The sequence below is a fragment of the Alteromonas sp. AWJ4_197 genome, assembly GCF_056160285.1.
In genome coordinates this window covers 1-16,465 of sequence record NZ_JBSWWW010000010.1, presented here as the reverse complement: position 1 = coordinate 16,465, position 16,465 = coordinate 1, and the positions used below count along the sequence as shown (strand labels likewise).

The 16,465-nt window shown below is 51.9% G+C and carries 14 protein-coding genes; 10 read left to right on the top strand and 4 right to left on the bottom strand.

What is annotated here, in order from left to right; all coding sequences use genetic code 11:
* Window positions 1-3: 3 nt before the first annotated feature.
* Genes ACXAGC_RS19345 through ACXAGC_RS19335 form a run of 3 tightly spaced genes read right to left on the bottom strand, consistent with a single transcriptional unit; the run spans window position 4 to window position 2,259 of the window.
* Entirely contained in the window at window positions 4-1,110 is a 1,107-nt protein-coding gene (locus ACXAGC_RS19345; protein ID WP_474846467.1) for a retropepsin-like aspartic protease family protein, read from the bottom strand.
* The gene (locus tag ACXAGC_RS19340) at window positions 1,107-1,565 is read right to left on the bottom strand and encodes an acyl-CoA thioesterase (RefSeq protein WP_474846465.1); all 459 of its coding nucleotides are present in this window, start codon (window positions 1,563-1,565) and stop codon (window positions 1,107-1,109) included. Before ACXAGC_RS19340 ends, ACXAGC_RS19345 begins: the two co-directional genes overlap by 4 nt.
* Window positions 1,549-2,259 (bottom strand): DUF8198 family protein, encoded by a 711-nt coding sequence (locus tag ACXAGC_RS19335; protein WP_474846463.1) that lies wholly within the window; start codon window positions 2,257-2,259, stop codon window positions 1,549-1,551. Before ACXAGC_RS19335 ends, ACXAGC_RS19340 begins: the two co-directional genes overlap by 17 nt.
* Window positions 2,260-2,400: 141 nt before the next feature.
* On the opposite strand from ACXAGC_RS19335, the gene ACXAGC_RS19330 reads away from it, so the two are divergent.
* The 6 genes from ACXAGC_RS19330 (at window position 2,401) to ACXAGC_RS19305 (ending at window position 6,843) form a co-directional block, all read left to right on the top strand.
* Window positions 2,401-2,967, top strand: coding sequence for an elongation factor P hydroxylase (locus ACXAGC_RS19330; RefSeq protein WP_474846573.1), 567 nt, complete (start codon window positions 2,401-2,403; stop codon window positions 2,965-2,967).
* Window positions 2,964-4,091: an ATP-NAD kinase family protein gene (locus tag ACXAGC_RS19325; protein WP_474846461.1), complete on the top strand. Its 1,128-nt coding sequence runs from the start codon at window positions 2,964-2,966 to the stop codon at window positions 4,089-4,091. Before ACXAGC_RS19330 ends, ACXAGC_RS19325 begins: the two co-directional genes overlap by 4 nt.
* Before the next feature lie 9 nt (window positions 4,092-4,100).
* Window positions 4,101-4,400 (top strand): YfcL family protein, encoded by a 300-nt coding sequence (locus tag ACXAGC_RS19320; protein WP_349587696.1) that lies wholly within the window; start codon window positions 4,101-4,103, stop codon window positions 4,398-4,400.
* A 190-nt stretch (window positions 4,401-4,590) separates the two neighbouring features.
* Window positions 4,591-5,214 (top strand): FlgO family outer membrane protein, encoded by a 624-nt coding sequence (locus ACXAGC_RS19315; RefSeq protein WP_474846459.1) that lies wholly within the window; start codon window positions 4,591-4,593, stop codon window positions 5,212-5,214.
* A 5-nt stretch (window positions 5,215-5,219) separates the two neighbouring features.
* The gene (locus tag ACXAGC_RS19310) at window positions 5,220-5,966 is read left to right on the top strand and encodes a FlgO family outer membrane protein (protein WP_474846457.1); all 747 of its coding nucleotides are present in this window, start codon (window positions 5,220-5,222) and stop codon (window positions 5,964-5,966) included.
* A 4-nt stretch (window positions 5,967-5,970) separates the two neighbouring features.
* On the top strand, window positions 5,971-6,843 hold the full coding sequence (locus ACXAGC_RS19305; protein ID WP_474846455.1) for a FlgO family outer membrane protein: 873 nt from the start codon (window positions 5,971-5,973) through the stop codon (window positions 6,841-6,843).
* 162 nt (window positions 6,844-7,005) lie between these two features.
* On the opposite strand, the gene mnmC is transcribed toward ACXAGC_RS19305, so the two are convergent.
* On the bottom strand, window positions 7,006-8,994 hold the full coding sequence (gene mnmC / locus ACXAGC_RS19300; RefSeq protein WP_474846453.1) for a bifunctional tRNA (5-methylaminomethyl-2-thiouridine)(34)-methyltransferase MnmC2/FAD-dependent 5-carboxymethylaminomethyl-2-thiouridine(34) oxidoreductase MnmC1: 1,989 nt from the start codon (window positions 8,992-8,994) through the stop codon (window positions 7,006-7,008).
* Between the two features lie 270 nt (window positions 8,995-9,264).
* Between mnmC and fabB the strand changes: the two genes are divergently transcribed.
* The 4 genes from fabB to ACXAGC_RS19280 all read left to right on the top strand — a co-directional run.
* On the top strand, window positions 9,265-10,479 hold the full coding sequence (gene fabB / locus ACXAGC_RS19295; RefSeq protein WP_119501829.1) for a beta-ketoacyl-ACP synthase I: 1,215 nt from the start codon (window positions 9,265-9,267) through the stop codon (window positions 10,477-10,479).
* 137 nt (window positions 10,480-10,616) lie between these two features.
* The gene (locus ACXAGC_RS19290; RefSeq protein ID WP_474846451.1) at window positions 10,617-11,768 is read left to right on the top strand and encodes a 4-phosphoerythronate dehydrogenase; all 1,152 of its coding nucleotides are present in this window, start codon (window positions 10,617-10,619) and stop codon (window positions 11,766-11,768) included.
* Between the two features lie 32 nt (window positions 11,769-11,800).
* Window positions 11,801-12,817 (top strand): aspartate-semialdehyde dehydrogenase, encoded by a 1,017-nt coding sequence (locus ACXAGC_RS19285; RefSeq protein WP_474846449.1) that lies wholly within the window; start codon window positions 11,801-11,803, stop codon window positions 12,815-12,817.
* Window positions 12,818-13,198: 381 nt separating this feature from the next.
* On the top strand, window positions 13,199-16,465 hold a 3,267-nt coding region (locus ACXAGC_RS19280; protein ID WP_474846447.1), incomplete at its 3' end, for a FimV/HubP family polar landmark protein.

Below are 16,465 nucleotides of genomic sequence, written 5' to 3'. Positions count from 1 at the left end.
GGCTTAGTGAATGGGATCCAGCAGCAGCGCATTCCCGGCCTGGTCAATGCGGAAATGAAACCGCTTGAGAATATTCATGCCTAACAGCCCCTCAGTGCCATCAAGCGTACCCGGTGGCAGCACCAGCACCGATACATCCGCCAGTCGCCACGGACCAAACTCTACTTCTTTTAATGTTACCATGCGGGCGTCTACCCGGCCGCCTGCGGTATTGACTGCAAAATTTCCCAGGTCCCGGTAATTTCCCCGTCTGGCTACTTGTCTGAATACCTCCGTCGTCACCGTTGTAACCGATGCACCGGTATCTACCAGCAATCTTGAGTGGCGGCCGTTAAGTGTCAGTGGCGCGAGATAATGATCGCCGGTTTGTTCCAGCGGCATCCTGAATGCGTTACCGGATACCTCACGTTCTTCCTCCGTGGGCGGGGTATCTTCACTTTGTGCGTCTGCGGCCTGAGGATACAGTACACGCCGAAGCGCTTCAGCCTGCCGGTCTTCAGATGGCAGCGAAGCCAGTACATTTTCCATCAGCGTAAATTTTTGCTGTCTGCCATACGCCTCTGCCAGTTGCAGGGTATAAAAACGATCTTCCGGCCGGTACTGGTAAAGTGGCTCCACAAACGCCGCAAGGGTGTCCCAGTCGCCGGCGAGCCGGAGCTTTTCTGCTGCGGTATCTGCCATTTGGGTAATCAATACGGAGATGTCCTGTTCGACCTGCGGCGGAGGGTTTCGCTCAAGAATTTTGTAGTACTGGATGATAGCTTCACTTAACGGTTCCTCACGTTTTACCCACATTGCTTCCAGCAGTAACAATTCCCAGTTATAGGGCTGGTCTCTGAGGGCGGCAGTGAGGGCAGGAAAAAAGCGTGGATCGCCATTATTAAACCAGGCTTGCAGTGTAGCCGCTGAAGGCCTTTCCTCCTGCATGGGATCTGAGGCTGAAAGGGGGAAGCTTGTCGGTGCGGGGGCTTGCACAGCAGGGCGAATACTTTCTTCAGTACTGTCTGCCAGCGGCACAACCTGCTGTGTAACGGTTTCCCGGCGGGTTACCAGCAATATGCCGTTAAGGGTGAGAGACAACACAAGGGCAGCCAGCAACCATTTGTTCACGACGTTGTCACCGCTTCAGTATACGTATTTTTAAACGGTGCAGGCATACGCGCAGGGGCACCGGTTTTTAAATTGACGCAAACAAAACGGGTTCTGGCGGCAAACACCGTTTTCCGGCGCACGGGACAAACAAACTGGAAGCGTCGCTCAAGGTTCAGCTTACCGTCGCATTCCACAATCCAGGTGGCACACAATAATGTATCACCTTCGTGACAGGGTAACAGATAGTCCAGTTCGTGACGGTGGATCACCATACCTTTACCGCATGCCCGGTAATCATTGAATGTCAGTCCCAGATGATTTGAATGTGACCAGGCCAGCGACTCCAGCTGTGACAGATAGGCCACATTGTTAACGTGCTGATAGTGATCTATGTGGGAGTCGTTTATTTGCCATGGTTTAACGAAAGGGGCAGGCAGTGCCCATTCCGGCTGGTAGTCATCGTTCGGGTACATGGGGTACAGGATTGTTTTCAAGGCTAAAATCGTCGGAAAACAGTTGTAACATTAATTGTTGCTCACGGGCAATAACCGGTCCGGTAAAGCGCTCAACATCGCCAAGTTGTCTGAAGGTATCGTATCCCCGCTGCAAAAATTCGTGCAGAGAAAGAAGTCCCGCCAGTTTTGCCGGACGGCGGGATACCGAGATAAGCATACCAATACCCCGTATTTTAATGATTGCGGCCAGTTGTTGTCCCAGGTGCCGGATGATGTCAATTTGCTGTGTTCTTGCTGCTTTATCACCCGCTTCACGGTAGGCCAGAGCATAGGTATTGTTGTTAAGCGGCTGGCACTGTAGTGCCTCAACAACCTTTTGATCCAGTTCAAAAGAGAGGGCATTCAGTGCAAGGGCGTCATCCAGCGCCTGCATGGCTTTGTCCGGCAATACTTTTGCCAGTTTCGGGATCACCCGCACGATATCAGCATCCCGCTGTGAAAAATCTTTCGGTCCGTAGAGCTCTTCTGTAAAAAAGGCCATAGCCTGGCGGTACTGTGGCTGAGCCGCCAGATCTGCGTGAGTCACCAGCAAACGTTCACACTGCCATTCTTGCAGGGCATGGATAGCCGGCAACTGGCCCATTTTTTCTGCCATGTTTTTCAACGCATTCACGCGGTGGATGTGCCTGACAATACCGGACGTGGTGTTCAAATCTGCTCTCCTTATGTTCACATCAACATATCACATTCATCCTCAGATTTGGCGGAATGACCGGCATTTGGTACTATGCGCAACCTCTTTTCAGGCTTGTCAGTGAGTTGAATGCAGCAACAAAATTCAGCCTTAAATACGATGCAACCACAAATGCAGTTTACCCCGCAGGACGATACCGATCCGCAAGTGGACGAACTCATCCGCCTGTTTGACGCCACTTTCGCTGAAAACTGGAATACCCGTCTTGTGCGCGGCGATGATGAGCCGGTGTATTTGCCTGCGGGTGATGAAGTACCTTTTCACCGCATCGTTTTTGCCCACGGTTTTTTCTCCAGTGCGTTGCATGAAATTGCGCACTGGTGTATCGCCGGTGATAAACGGCGACTGCTGGAAGATTATGGTTACTGGTATTGTCCTGACGGCCGTGACGCCAGTCAGCAGAAAGCTTTTGAACAGGTGGAAATTAAACCGCAGGCAGTGGAATGGGCTCTGACGCTCAGTGCCGGGCGTCAATTCCGGGTCAGTACGGATAATCTGAACGGGGCAGAGCCTGACCGTGAAGCGTTCACCGCTGCTGTGCATGAGCAACTGGTGCAATATACCCGTACTGGATTTCCACCCCGTGCCGGTATGTTGATGACAATACTGCAGGCGCATTTTAAAACGGCGCCGGTAACTACAGAACGGGCAGAGGCATTAGCATGAGCGATAAATTTCGTCTGGGCGTGGTGGTTAATCCGTTTGCCGGCATTGGCGGTGCGGTGGCACTCAAAGGCAGCGACGGTGCTGCGGTACGTGAACAGGCGCTGGCGGCCGGAGCGGAACAACTTGCGGGTATTAAAATGACCCGCGCGCTGAATGTACTCAGTTCGCTTGCCGGTCAGATAACTGTGATAACCGCCTCCGCTGAAATGGGTGAAAACAGTGCCCGTGAGGCCGGTCTGACAGCAAAGGTGGTGTACACACCCTCACAGGCACAGACTGAAGCTGAAGACACTGAAGCTGCGGTGGAAGCCATACTTGCTGAGGGGATCGACTTACTGTTATTTGCCGGCGGTGACGGCACTGCACGAAATGTGTGTCAGATTGCAGAGCTGCAAACGCCTGTGCTGGGCGTACCGGCCGGGTGTAAAATCCACTCCGGTGTATATGCAGTAACCCCTGTAGCTGCCGGTGAAGTGGTGGCTATGATGGTTCGCGGGGAGCTGGTGAGTGAAGCCCCGGCGGAAGTCCGTGACATTGACGAAGAGGCATTTCGTCAGGGCAAAGTACTGGCAAAGCATTTCGGTGAAATGCGGGTCCCGGATTCACTCACCTACGTTCAGGCCGTCAAAGCCGGCGGCAAGGAAAGTGATGAACTGGTGCTGGAAGATATCGCGGCCTTTATCCGTGAAACCATTGAAGATGAGCCGGATACGTTTTTCGTGATGGGATCGGGCTCCACCGTGGCCGCAATTATGGATTCAATGGGTCTGGACAATACGCTGCTTGGCGTCGATGTCGTGAAAGACGGAGAACTGGTGGCGTCGGATGTGACAGCGGCACAGCTGCTTGAACTTACTGACGGTCAGCCGGTTAAAATGGTCATTACAGTGATTGGTGGTCAGGGGCATATTTTTGGCCGTGGGAACCAGCAGCTCTCACCGTCATTTATCCGCCGGACAGGGAGGGAAAATGTGCTGATCACCGCTACAAAAACTAAATTACAGTCTCTGGATGGCCGCCCTCTGCGGCTCGATACCGGTGACGCTGAATTAGATACCGCACTTGCCGGCTATTTTCCGGTGATCACCGGATACCGGGACAAAGTGCTGTATCCTGCAAAATGAGGAGACTTTATGGAATTTCCCGCCGCCGCCCCCACTGAATTTATCGGGCAATCCGGCCACATCGAAGATGCGCTGGATGGTGTTGTTGATCATGGTAGTGACGATGAACTGTTTATTGCCAGCTACCTGCAAGGTCATTTTGCGGTGATTGCCAGACAACAGGAAATGCAGCCTGATGCGAGCCTGGCCACTCTGGACGAAGCCATGCAGGGCAGTTTACAAGCTGCTTTTGATAATAAAGAACTGGAAGATGAGGATCAGCGGCTGGTCATGGCGCTCTGGCAACGTCTTCTTGCCAGTGCAAAATAGTTACTCTCTGCTGACAGCTTTTCCCTGAAGCGGCAGACTCTTGCCGCTTCACCTCTTTCCCGCCGCCGTAAAACCCGCTTACCGGTTACTGAATTCCCCTCTGCGCCGCCACATCTTTGACGTTTCCACATGGTACGAAAATTGCGAATACCTCAGCAGACAATAAATGGCGGGTTAACGGGCCGGAGTAATGAGTACTAAATATCTGAAAAAGACAGTCCCTGCAGCATGGCTGGCAGCAGGCAGTTTGATGCTCGGAGGCTGTGCCGGAGAGAGTCCTTCGGTGGTGATGCAGAAAGAAAATATGGCGTTACCTGCATTAGGCAATATGGAGTACCACACTTACGTACTGGCGAATGAGCTGTTTGCGCAGCTGCGTCCTTCACGTCAGGCGAAATATGCCGTTACCGGTTTTGTGCCGGCAGATACCATGAGCTGGAACAGCAAACAGCAGGACCCGCTGATGATGCTTGGCCATCAACTTGAAGAGGGGTTGATCACTGAAGCCGCAAAACGGGGCTTTACCACTCAAGAGTTTAAGCTCACGGACGATATAATAATGGGAGAGTATGCAGACCGCGTACTCACCCGGGATATCGAACAACTTCCCGGCATCGAACGGGTGGATTTTTATATCACCGGCACCATTGTCCGCCAGCAGGCCGGTGCTATGGTTAACGCCAGAGTGATAAACGCCAGAACAAAAGATGTCGTGGCTGCTGCGACACGTTTCTTTCCTGAAGGCTTGTTCTGGGAAGAAGAAAAGATCACGACCCGGAACGGGCGGCTGTACAGAACTGAGGATAAGGGGTAATGCCAATGACTTTTCAACGCAATATGATTGCCATGGCAGCAATGCTGGTCAGTATTTCAGGTTGCTCTCTGCTCAGCGATGAAGAGACTGCAGAAGCGCAGCCGGGTGCAGTTGAGCCGGTGATGAATGTCATTGACGTGCGTGCTGAAGATCGTGCTGAAGTTGTCGCTGCAGAGCCTGAAGACGAAGCCGACAGTTTCGGTGCTATTGGCCAGCCGCCTCTGTACAGCAGTGTGCAGGGTGCGTATCAGGGCCGGCCTCTGAACCGTCATGTTGGCGATTATGTCAAGAACATGACTCAGGACCTGGTTTCCAACATGGAGTACGTCACCAATAAAACGCCGGTGGCGGTAACCAATTTCGCTATGCTGGACTCTGATCTCCAGCACACCAATTTACTGGGCCATCAGATGGCCGAATCGTTTATGCACGAATTGCATAAATACCGCATTCCGGTAGTGGATTTTAAAGCAACAGATTACATCAGAGTAACAGACAGCGGTGATTTTCTGCTGAGCCGTGACTATCTCGACTTAAACAGCAGCCTGCCCATTGATTACGTTCTCACCGGCACGATGGCGAAGCATCAGGGCGGGGTACTGGTAAACGCGCGTATTCTCGGCATAGAAAGCCGCGCTGTGGTGGCGTCCGCCCAGTTACTTATACCGTTTTATGTCGTGGATGCGCTTATTCCCAGCGACAGCAACGGTAAAAGTGGCATCCGGGATGGTGTGAAGCTGACACGGGGTTAAGACGATGACGTTTGCCAAACCTTCAGTTCCGGCTATCACAGTAATATCAGGCCGTTTACTGGCTGTTATGCTGGTAGCGGGGCTCTCCGCCTGTACCACCATTGATGAACACTACCATGCTTACATGGATGGCGAGGGTGATGCTCACACGCAGCCCGCGCAACCGCCGGGTGACAGTGCGGCTTCATCTTCAACGTCAGCGGCGACTTCCTATCCGCAGACTGATGTAGTGACCCATGCTGCACCAGAGGTCATTGCACCTGAGAGCAACGCACCGGTGAACATGGCAGCGGTGCCGGAGACAGCACAATGGCAATACCGGCCTGATTCCCGTGACCGTAATCCGGAGGCCAGTGAACAGACAGGGCCGGTAACGGTTGAGTGGCACGATCCTCTTGTAACCGGCTATCAGCCGGACAGAACGCACAAAGCGCTGGCAGACTATGCATCCCAGCTGGCAATGCAACTGATGGACTCTGCTACAGAGCTTAGCAGCAACGATTTAATCGGTGTGGCAAGCTTCGTAAGGCTGAACCGGTCACTGCAGGAAACCACTGTGATGGGAAATCAGCTGGCTGAACTACTCATCGCAGAATTGCAGAGTTTTGGTGTGGGTATTGTCGATTTTAAAATGGCTGATGCGTTAACAGTCACGCCGTTTGGCGATCTTGCAATGACACGGACCGGCGAAATACAAAGCCGTTCAATGCAGATGGATCATATTCTCACCGGTACCCTTATCGAAGAGCCCAGAGGCGTGCGGGTCAATGCACGTATTGTGTCCGTTGATAAGCATCAGGTTGTCGCCAGTACCAGCCTGCTTATTCCGTCTTTTATGGTTACTGCGCTGAACAGCGGCAGCCAAACCGGAAAATAGTCATCTTTTAGTATGAGATTTCCCGCCGGCCACCGATAAATACTTTCCTATCGGGGCAGGCTGGATTATTATTCATACTGGCGTTTGAATGCCACATTCAAATTGCCGCTCTGCGCCGGCATGGTGTTATGACTCAACCATCTCCATAGCACTCTGCCCGGCTCAGGGCGCCACTCCTCTGATTGAATTTCTGATAGCAAACCTTTGCGGTGCGGTTGCCTGAAGTAAAGACTCCGGTGCCGGCAGCGGTGTATGGGTTAACTGGCCTGTCAAAATTTGCGCCATTAACGGCGCCGTAGTTAACCCTCTTGAGCCGAGTCCGGTTAAAGTGAACAGTCTGCCGGCAGGCGGCTGTGTCTGGCTGCTGAGTGGCTTTCCGGTGCTCAGGGCGCGGTATTGTTCGTACAACACGTCATTACTCAACAGTTGTCCGCTGGCGGGCTGGTGATCCGGCAATGTCAGACGGATTGCTGCTCTGGCTTGTCCGTCGTGTTGAAGCTGCGCTACCCAGCTGTCTGCCCCCATTGCCTTTTTATGCGTCGCCAGATTTGTCTGTGTGTCGCTGTCACGTACATCACACCGGGTATCATCTTTTCCATAGGTAGACCCCAGAGCATGGCGGTTGTCCATTTGTGGTGTCATGTAGCCTTTATGACAAAGTACGGTTCGCAATGCACTGACTAAAGGCTGGCCGGGAATAGCTTCTACCTGGCCCCGCACGGGACGAAGTGGCAATGCCGTCATCTGCGGAATATGGATACTGTCAGCACCGGTGGCAATGACCGCGTAATCAAAGTGCTGTTCTTTTCCGTTAACACAAAGGGTGACGCCATCTTCCTGTTCAGTAACAGCAGTGACCGTTGCGCCGGTTTGAACCCGGATATTTTCGTCGCAGCCGCCAATTAACGCACTGACCAGTTCCGGCGGGCAAACCCAGCCACCCAACGGTATGTGCAGTCCGCCGGCGGGCAACGGAACACCGGCAAAATCACTGGCATCCTGCTGAGATATGGCGCATACAAGCGCTTCTGGCCAGACTTCGCTGTCCAGCAATTTAGCCTGCCGCTCAGCTACCGTTTCGCTGAAATTAAGTTGCAGTACGCCACACCAGTCATGTGTGAACGGTTCCGGTAACTGCCGGTACACCCGGCTGGCGTATAAAAAACCGTGAGCCTGAATTTGACTGGCAATACTCGCCTCACTGTGAAGCTGCGGATAAAAACCACCCTGAGGATTACCCGATGCGCCCTGAGCAAGGGTTTCATCTGCACACAAGACAGTGGCAGATATCCCTGTACGGCTCAGGCTCCGGGCCAGAGTTGCTGCTGCCAGTCCGCCGCCGATAATTGCCAGGCGGTGGTTTGCCGTGACTGCTTCGTTATTAAAACGGGAGTAAGGCGGTGCAGCCGGAGCAGAGTGCTGGCCATCAAAATATCCGCCCAGCATGTCGCGCTTGCGGCCAAAACCTTTACGTTTTTCAACAACAAAACCGGCGTCTCTCAGGCCCCGTTTCACAATCCCTGCTGCGGTAAACGTGCCGAAGGTCGCGCCTTGTCTGGACACTCTGGCCATTTGTGAAAACAAAGCCTCCGTCCACATGTCCGGGTTTTTACCGGGCGCAAAACCGTCCAGAAACCAGGCATCAATCAACCCGCGGGGCGGTACGTGCCATTGGGGCAGCAATTCATGCACATCGCCAATCCATAAATCCAGCGTGGTGTGAAATTCATCGAAGTGAAGTCTGTGGCAACCCTGAATGGATAGGGGATAGTTATTCAACAGCGCCTTTGCTGCCCCCTCTAATACCGGAAATGCGGTCAGTGCGCGGGCCAGATCGTCTCTGGCCATGGGGAATTTTTCTGTTGAGAGGATAAAAAGTTGTTTCAGCGGGTGCTCAGGATGCTCCGTTCTGAACGCAGCGAAGGCCTGCATCGCCACCAGGCAATTCAGGCCGGTGCCAAAGCCGGTTTCAGCAATAACAAAGTCGCGGCGGGTATGTGCCAGCCAGCGCGCCGGAATATCGTTACCGGCAATAAACACATGATGGGTTTCATCAATGCCACTGTCGTTGGAAAAATAGACGTCATCGAAGTCGTCAGCAACCGGAGTGCCGCTGTCATTAAAATAAACTTGCGCAGTGCGGGATTTCACGTTTTGATATTCTGCAAGACAAACATTGGGTGATCATACCTTGCATGATACATTGAGCAAAGCAAACACGCGGGGTTGAAGCCTGTTTTCTCTGTGTTGATGAAAAGCTGAACGTTTTCGGCTTTTGGTAATCATAGCAGGGGCAGATAAGACACAAATGACGGGGCAGGGTACGTGTAAACGGTATGGGAAAAACGTTAAGTAAAAAGAGCAGACCAGTTTACGGATGAAAATCGTTACCATATGCCCCATCAAAATAAAGGGTTAGTTATGAGAAGAGCAGTTATTACCGGTCTGGGCATCGTGTCCAGCATTGGTGTAAATCAGGACGAAGTGCTGGCTTCATTGAAAGCAGGCAAATCAGGTATCACTTTTTCAGAGCAATTCGCTGAAATGGGTCTGCGCAGCCAGGTCTGGGGTAACGTGGACATTGATTTATCAGAGCACATCGACCGTAAAGTTATGCGCTTTATGGGTGATGCCGCTGCTTATGCTTATGTGGCAATGCAACAGGCAATCGCTGATTCCGGTTTGGAAGAAAAAGATATTTCAAATGAACGCACTGGTATTATCGCCGGCTCCGGCGGTGCGTCATCATTAAATCAGGTTGCTTCAGCAGACATTCTTCGTGAGAAGGGCGTAAAACGTATGGGTCCTTACATGGTTCCCCGTTGTATGGCCTCTACAGTTTCAGCCTGTCTGGCAACACCGTTTAAAATTAAAGGTGTGAACTATTCTATCGCTTCAGCGTGTGCGACCAGTGCTCACTGTATTGGTAATGCCCTGGAACTGATCCAGCTGGGTAAACAGGATGTGGTATTCGCCGGTGGCGGTGAAGAACTGCACTGGTCACTGTCCAGCCAGTTTGATGCCATGGGAGCGTTGTCGTCGAAATACAATGACAACCCGTCTGTTGCTTCCCGTACTTATGATGCTAACCGCGATGGTTTCGTCAGCTCCGGTGGTGGCGGTATGGTTGTTGTAGAAGAGCTGGAACATGCTCTGGCCCGTGGTGCAACCATCTACGGTGAAGTGGTCGGTTACGGCGCCACGTCAGACGGCTACGACATGGTCGCGCCTTCCGGTGAAGGTGCGGTACGTTGTATGAAGATGGCGATGCAGAATGTTAATGCACCTATCGATTATCTGAACACTCACGGTACATCTACGCCGGTGGGTGATGTGAAAGAACTGGCTGCTATTCAGGAAGTCTTCGGTCAGTCCGGTGTGCCAATCAGTGCAACCAAGTCTCTGACTGGTCATGCTCTGGGTGCTGCCGGTGTGAATGAAGCGATTTACAGCTTGCTGATGATGAAGAACAACTTCATCGCGCCGTCTATCAACATTGATACGCTGGACGATGCAGCGGCGGGCCTGGACATTGTGACAGCCACCCGTGAAGCAACCCTGAATACCATTATGTCTAACAGCTTTGGTTTCGGCGGTACAAACGCTACGCTGGTTATGCAGCGTTACAACGGATAAGCAATCAGTCAGAAGACTGTTTATACCACTATAAATGATAAACGCCCGCGCCGGTTAACCGCTGCGGGCGTTTCGTTTTGTGAATTACGTTACGTTCCAGTATTATACCGGCCTTAGCAAGTCTGACAGTGTTTGATATGACCCGCATTTTGTTCGAAGAAAGTATCCCTCAGGGAATGGCCTATTTTTCAGCGCTCGGCGATGCTTCACCGTTTCATGGTCCATCGCTGGATGCAAAAGCGCTTTTTGGTACTGACTATCTGGCGGTCAGATCTACCACCAAAGTGAACGAAGCGCTGCTGTCCGGTGCCGGGCAGTTAAAGCTGGTAACTACGGCGACGGCGGGCACAAATCATCTGGATAAAACCGCCCTGGAACAGGCGGGTGTGCCATGGCGCTCTGCCGGTGGATGCAATGCAGTAGCCGTTGCCGAGTATGTGGTGAGTGTACTGATGAACGCTCACCGTCAGGGCAAGCTGGATTTAAGCCGTATTACTGTTGGCGTAGTCGGCGCCGGACATGTAGGCAGTGCACTGGCAGAAAGACTGCATGCACTTAACGTTGCTCATGTACTGTGCGATCCGCCTCTTGAGGCCGCCGGTGACAGCCGGCATTTTACCGGCATGGACACCATCATGACCTGTGATGTCATTACCCTGCATGTGCCTTTTGTCAAAGACGGACCTCATCCCACCGTGGATTTGCTTAATGCAGAACGTATAAGCGGTTTGCGGGCAGGGCAGTTACTGATTAACGCCTGTCGCGGTGAAGTCATTGATGAACCGGCGTTGCTGACACGTTTACAACAACCTGAGGCACCGCTGGTGGTCCTCGATGTGTTTCGCAATGAACCTGAGATCAATCAGGCATTGTTGCCGTATTTGTGGTTTGCCACGCCTCACATTGCCGGTCACTCCGTTGAAGGTAAGCTGCGGGGAACGCAAATGGCATATGAACATGTGTGTGAAGCCATGGGGGGAACACCTGAACTCACAATGGAAGATTTTCTAACCGCGCCGGAAGCCCGTCATTTTGACGTGCCGGATGCCACAGCCGAAGCGCTGGACTGGGATACGTTGTCTGACCTGATCTTGTCTGTATACGACGTCAACAAAGACGACGGGCTGTTTCGCCGTGATACCGGTAAAGAAGGGTTTCTTAATTTACGTAAGCATTATCCTGCCAGAAGGGAATGCAGTGCCGGTTTTCTGCGACTTGCAGCACCGGTTTCAGAAGGCATAACAGAGCAACTGAGTGGCCTGGGTTTTCAATTTAATTTTGTGCGCTGAAACTTTCAGCGTACCGACAGGAGAAAAGAATAATGTCACAAGTTTTTGATGTGGCGGTACTGGGCGCAACAGGCCTGGTCGGACAAACCATGATTGAGTTGCTCGAAGAGCGTAAATTTCCGGTAGGAACCCTGTATCCGCTGGCCAGTGAACGTTCTGCCGGTACAACCATTAACTTCAAAGGCAAAGAAATTGAAGTACTGAATGCCGATGATTTTGACTGGACGCTGGTACAGTTTGGTTTCTTCTCTGCAGGCGGCGATATTTCTGCCCGTATTGCTCCGGTTGCGGCAGATGCCGGTTGTATCGTTATCGATAATACCTCACATTTCCGGTACGAGCCGGATGTACCGCTGGTTGTGCCTGAAGTGAACCCCCATGCGTTGGCAGACTTCCGCAACCGGAATATTATTGCCAATCCGAATTGCTCAACCATTCAGATGATGGTGGCCCTGAAGCCCATCCATGAAATCGCCGGCATTGAACGTATTAATGTGTGCACTTACCAGTCTGTTTCCGGTGGCGGAAAAAGTGCAATGGAAGAGCTGGCACTGCAAACCGCCAACCTGCTGAACACACGGCCGGTTACGCCGGAAGCATTCAGCCGTCAGATTGCTTTTAATGCCATCCCGCAAATCGACGCCTTCATGGACAACGATTACACCAAAGAAGAAATGAAAATGGTGTGGGAAACGCAAAAAATCCTCGGTGACGACAGTGTGCTGGTGAATGCTACTGCTGTGCGCGTGCCGGTTTTTTACGGTCACGGTGAAGCCATCCATCTGGAAGCCCGCATGCCGGTGGATGCCCTGCAAGTGAAAGGGTTGCTGGCACAGGCGCCCGGCGTGAAGGTGTACGAAGAAAGAGAAGCGTTCCCCACTCAGGTGAGCAGTGCAAGTGGCAATGACTGGGTGCACGTGGGCCGCATCCGTGATGATATTTCTCATCCCAACGGCCTGAATATGTGGGTGGTGTCTGATAACGTACGTAAAGGGGCGGCAACGAACAGCATTCAGATTGCTGAAACCCTGATTAAAGACTATCTGTAAACACCCGGCGCAGAGGTAAACTTCTGCGCCTTTGTGCCGATAAAACAATGAAAAGGCTGTTTTACAGACTGTCATCGGCAGAAGAAAACGGCCTTTTTCTAGATAGTTACCGTTAACTGGTTTATAGTTTTGGTAAGTAACCTGTGCGGGCTTGTCATCATGGATTAAAGCTTGCATAACCCCGTGAAACCACAGGTTTTATTCTGTGAGTGACGGTTTTCTGACTCGCCGGAAGCAATCCGGCACGCCCGGAGCATCAGGCTCCGGCATTATAAGAATAACAGGCAGCGGTGTGCCGGCTTGTCCGTGTACTGGCTACACCACATGGCCTGGCCACCATGACACCGTCATGGTAGACGCTTGAGGGCATATAGGAACGCTATGAAATCGCATGTTACGGGCTTGCTTATTTTTTTATTGCTGCTGACGGCAATCCCTGATTCCGGTGAGGCTCAGGAACGGGAAACTGCCATCCGCGGGCCGAAAGGTGCCACCAGTCAGTTCTCCGGCAATGTTTATGGTCCTATAGACGACAACGATACCCTCTGGCGTATAGCCGACCGCTACCGTCAAAATAAGAACCTTTCTGTCTACCAGGTGATGGTAGCTATTTATGAACTGAACCCTGATTCTTTTGAGCAGCAAAACCTTAATTTACTGGTTGACGGCGCTGTTCTGAAACTGCCGTCTGAGCGTTATGTTGCCCGCATTGATCCTGTGAGAGCGAAACAACGTGCCGAGCAGGATGATGACAGCTTTGCCCGTATGGAAAGCAAGCCCGGCAGCAGCCTGAATAATCTTAAACCGCCGGTGCCGCTGGTAAACCAGCAGGATCTCAGTTCTACCCGCTCCGCAATTGAAGACAAAATTACCCGTCTGGACAGTCAGCAAACTCAGCAATTTGATGAATTACGACAGCAATTTGCTGCCTCGCTGGAAAACGTGCAGGCCATTCTGGATGAAAACCGCAAGCTATATACCCGTGTTGAACAGGTTAACGATGATTTAGCGTCTCTGCGTACCCAGGTGGAAGGGGACGTGCAGAATCAGATGGACGAGCAAACTGCGTTACAAAAGCAGTTATTGCAAATGATGCAGCAGGAACAGGCGGAGCGTCAGGCTGAAAAAGACGCGTCGTTTATGAATACGCTGATGCAACCCATGAGCCTCATCATCGGCTCGGGTATCCTCACGTTATTACTGGTGGGCGGATTGGTTGCCTGGTTCCTCAAACGGGGTAAGAAAGAAGAAGATGATCCCATGCAGCCTGTGGCGCAGGTCTCTACCGCCGACACCGCACCGGTTGTTGCTGCCGCCCCGGCAGCGATTGTGCCTGAGCTGGATGACACGCCGGAATTGTCAGATGACGAACTCTTTAACGATGATGAATTGTTAGATGATGTGTTATCCAACGAACTGGAAGAATCACTGGACGATGATCTCGAAAGCTTCGCTGACCTTGATGATGACATGCTGGTGCCGGATGACGATTTTGCTTTCGAAGACGGTGATTCCGAGTTAGGTCAGGATGAACTGGACAGTTTGTTCGATGATGAGCCGTTATCTGATGATTCACTGGTGCCTGATGTGGACGATCTGGACGGCATTGATCTGTCCGGTGATGACGATGACAGTGCAGACGCTTCCACAGAGGAAGCACCTGCGGAGCCGGCTGCTGAAATGGTTGCTGACGATGACATTGATGCGCTGCTGGCACAAAATTCCGCTGATAATAACGCGGCAGAAGAAAGTAGTGCAGAAACAGATGCTGCTGACAGCGCAGCAGACGTTGATGATTTTGATATCGATGCATTGCTGGATGCAAATTCAGGCACAGCTGAAGAGCCTGCAACAGAAGAGGAAAATGACGGGGATATCGACCCGGACGACATTCTGGCTGAATTTGAAGCGCCGTCAGCGGACGAAGAAGACAAGCCGGAAATTGATATCGACGATTTGCTCGACGAACATCAGCCTGATTCTGTCATGGGCAGTGATAACGGCGATGTTGATGACGACATGCTGGGCAAAATTGACCGTGAAATCAATGATCAGAATCAGGAGCTGGACCGTCTCACAGACAACATCATTACGGAAATGGACCAACTCGACCAGATGGCGGATATGCTGGGCGACGATGAGGATGAAGAAGACGAGATCACTACAGAATCAGCGCCTTCACCTCAGGCTATTCAGGATCTTGACGCATTCAGCGAAGACCTGGACGAAATTGACGTTGAGGATATGGAGAATGCCGGCGAGTTTACTGACCCGCTTTCTGATGACCTCATCGCAGAGCTCCAGGGCGAACAGGACAGTGACGAGGATGACGCCGGCGTTGACGATGCAAACGACGCACTTGCCGATGAACTGCTGGCTGAGCTTGAAGCTGAAGATGATGAAGTAGATACCTTATCAGATGAATTACTGGCCGAACTGGAAGCCGAAGAATTATCCGGTGAGCAGGATGCGCTTGCTGATGAGACATTATTGCAGGAAGACTCCGAAGACAGTGAATTTAAGGCAGATATTGATGACGACCTGACCAATGACCTGCTGGCAGAACTGGAGTCTGAGGGCGAAACAGAGGACCCTGCAGAAGAAAGTGCTGAAGAAGATATCACAGCAGAAGGTGACGTAGCTGAAAATGACCTGGCAGAAGAGAGCCTGACAGACGAAAGTGCGGAAGAGCAAAACCTTCCAGAAGAAGCCGTTGAAAATGAAGACACAAAAGTTGAAGACGACGTCGCTGATGAGCCTGAGCCGGAAAGCGAACTGACTTCAGACGTTGATTCAACCGATCCGGATGATTCTGATGCGCTGCCGGAGTTGGATGAACCTGTTGAAGAAGAGACTGCAGAGTCGGAAAAGCTGCCTGTTGATGAAGAATTCGCAGAAGCAGCTGTTACTGGAGAAGACGGGTCAGCACCGGAAGAAGAACTACCGGACGCTGAAGAACACTCTGCATCCGGCGAGATTACCGGTGATGAATTAGTCACTGAAGAAGCTCCTTCACAGGACGAGGAGTTGTCAGTCGACAAAGATTCTGTTGAAGACGTAACTTTATCCGATGATGAGATCTCAGAAGAGCCGGAACCTGCTGAAGAAGAGAATTCTTTATCGTCAGATGCTGACGCACTTATTGCTGAAATTGAAAATGCGCAATATGAGCAGGAAGCAGAAGCTGAAATCGATAATGACGATGAGGCAGAACTTCAACCTTCAGAAGATGACGTTGAAGAAGAGCCTACTTTTGAGTCCACTGAAGCAGGTCAGGAAGATGCACAGGCAGAGAAATATCAGCCTGAAGAAGTTGATGCATTAGCTGACGAATTACTTGCCGAACTGGAAGGTACTGACGACGATGTGCCTGCAGAAGCAGAAGCAGAAGCAGAAGCAGAAGCAGAAGCAGAAGCAGAAGCAGAAGCAGAAGCAGAAGCAGAAGCAGAAGCAGAAGCAGAAGCAGAAGCAGAAGCAGAGTCCACGCCTGCGGATTTAGAAGAATTACTTGCCGGCATCGACGATGACGATAGCCTTGTGCCAGAGCCAGAGCCAGAGCCAGAGCCAGAGCCAGAGCCAGAGCCAGAGCCAGAGCCAGAGCCAGAGCCAGAGCCAGAGCCAGAGCCAGAGCCAGAGCCAGAGCCAGAG

What these genes read in the sequence shown, in the direction of transcription:
- ACXAGC_RS19340 (WP_474846465.1), bottom strand. Translation starts at nt 1,565, where the DNA reads ATGTACCCGAACGATGACTACCAGCCGGAATGGGCACTGCCTGCCCCT.
- ACXAGC_RS19330 (WP_474846573.1), top strand. Translation starts at nt 2,401, where the DNA reads ATGCAACCACAAATGCAGTTTACCCCGCAGGACGATACCGATCCGCAA.
- ACXAGC_RS19325 (WP_474846461.1), top strand. Translation starts at nt 2,964, where the DNA reads ATGAGCGATAAATTTCGTCTGGGCGTGGTGGTTAATCCGTTTGCCGGC.
- ACXAGC_RS19320 (WP_349587696.1), top strand. Translation starts at nt 4,101, where the DNA reads ATGGAATTTCCCGCCGCCGCCCCCACTGAATTTATCGGGCAATCCGGC.
- ACXAGC_RS19315 (WP_474846459.1), top strand. Translation starts at nt 4,591, where the DNA reads ATGAGTACTAAATATCTGAAAAAGACAGTCCCTGCAGCATGGCTGGCA.
- ACXAGC_RS19310 (WP_474846457.1), top strand. Translation starts at nt 5,220, where the DNA reads ATGACTTTTCAACGCAATATGATTGCCATGGCAGCAATGCTGGTCAGT.
- ACXAGC_RS19305 (WP_474846455.1), top strand. Translation starts at nt 5,971, where the DNA reads ATGACGTTTGCCAAACCTTCAGTTCCGGCTATCACAGTAATATCAGGC.
- fabB (WP_119501829.1), top strand. Translation starts at nt 9,265, where the DNA reads ATGAGAAGAGCAGTTATTACCGGTCTGGGCATCGTGTCCAGCATTGGT.
- ACXAGC_RS19290 (WP_474846451.1), top strand. Translation starts at nt 10,617, where the DNA reads ATGACCCGCATTTTGTTCGAAGAAAGTATCCCTCAGGGAATGGCCTAT.
- ACXAGC_RS19285 (WP_474846449.1), top strand. Translation starts at nt 11,801, where the DNA reads ATGTCACAAGTTTTTGATGTGGCGGTACTGGGCGCAACAGGCCTGGTC.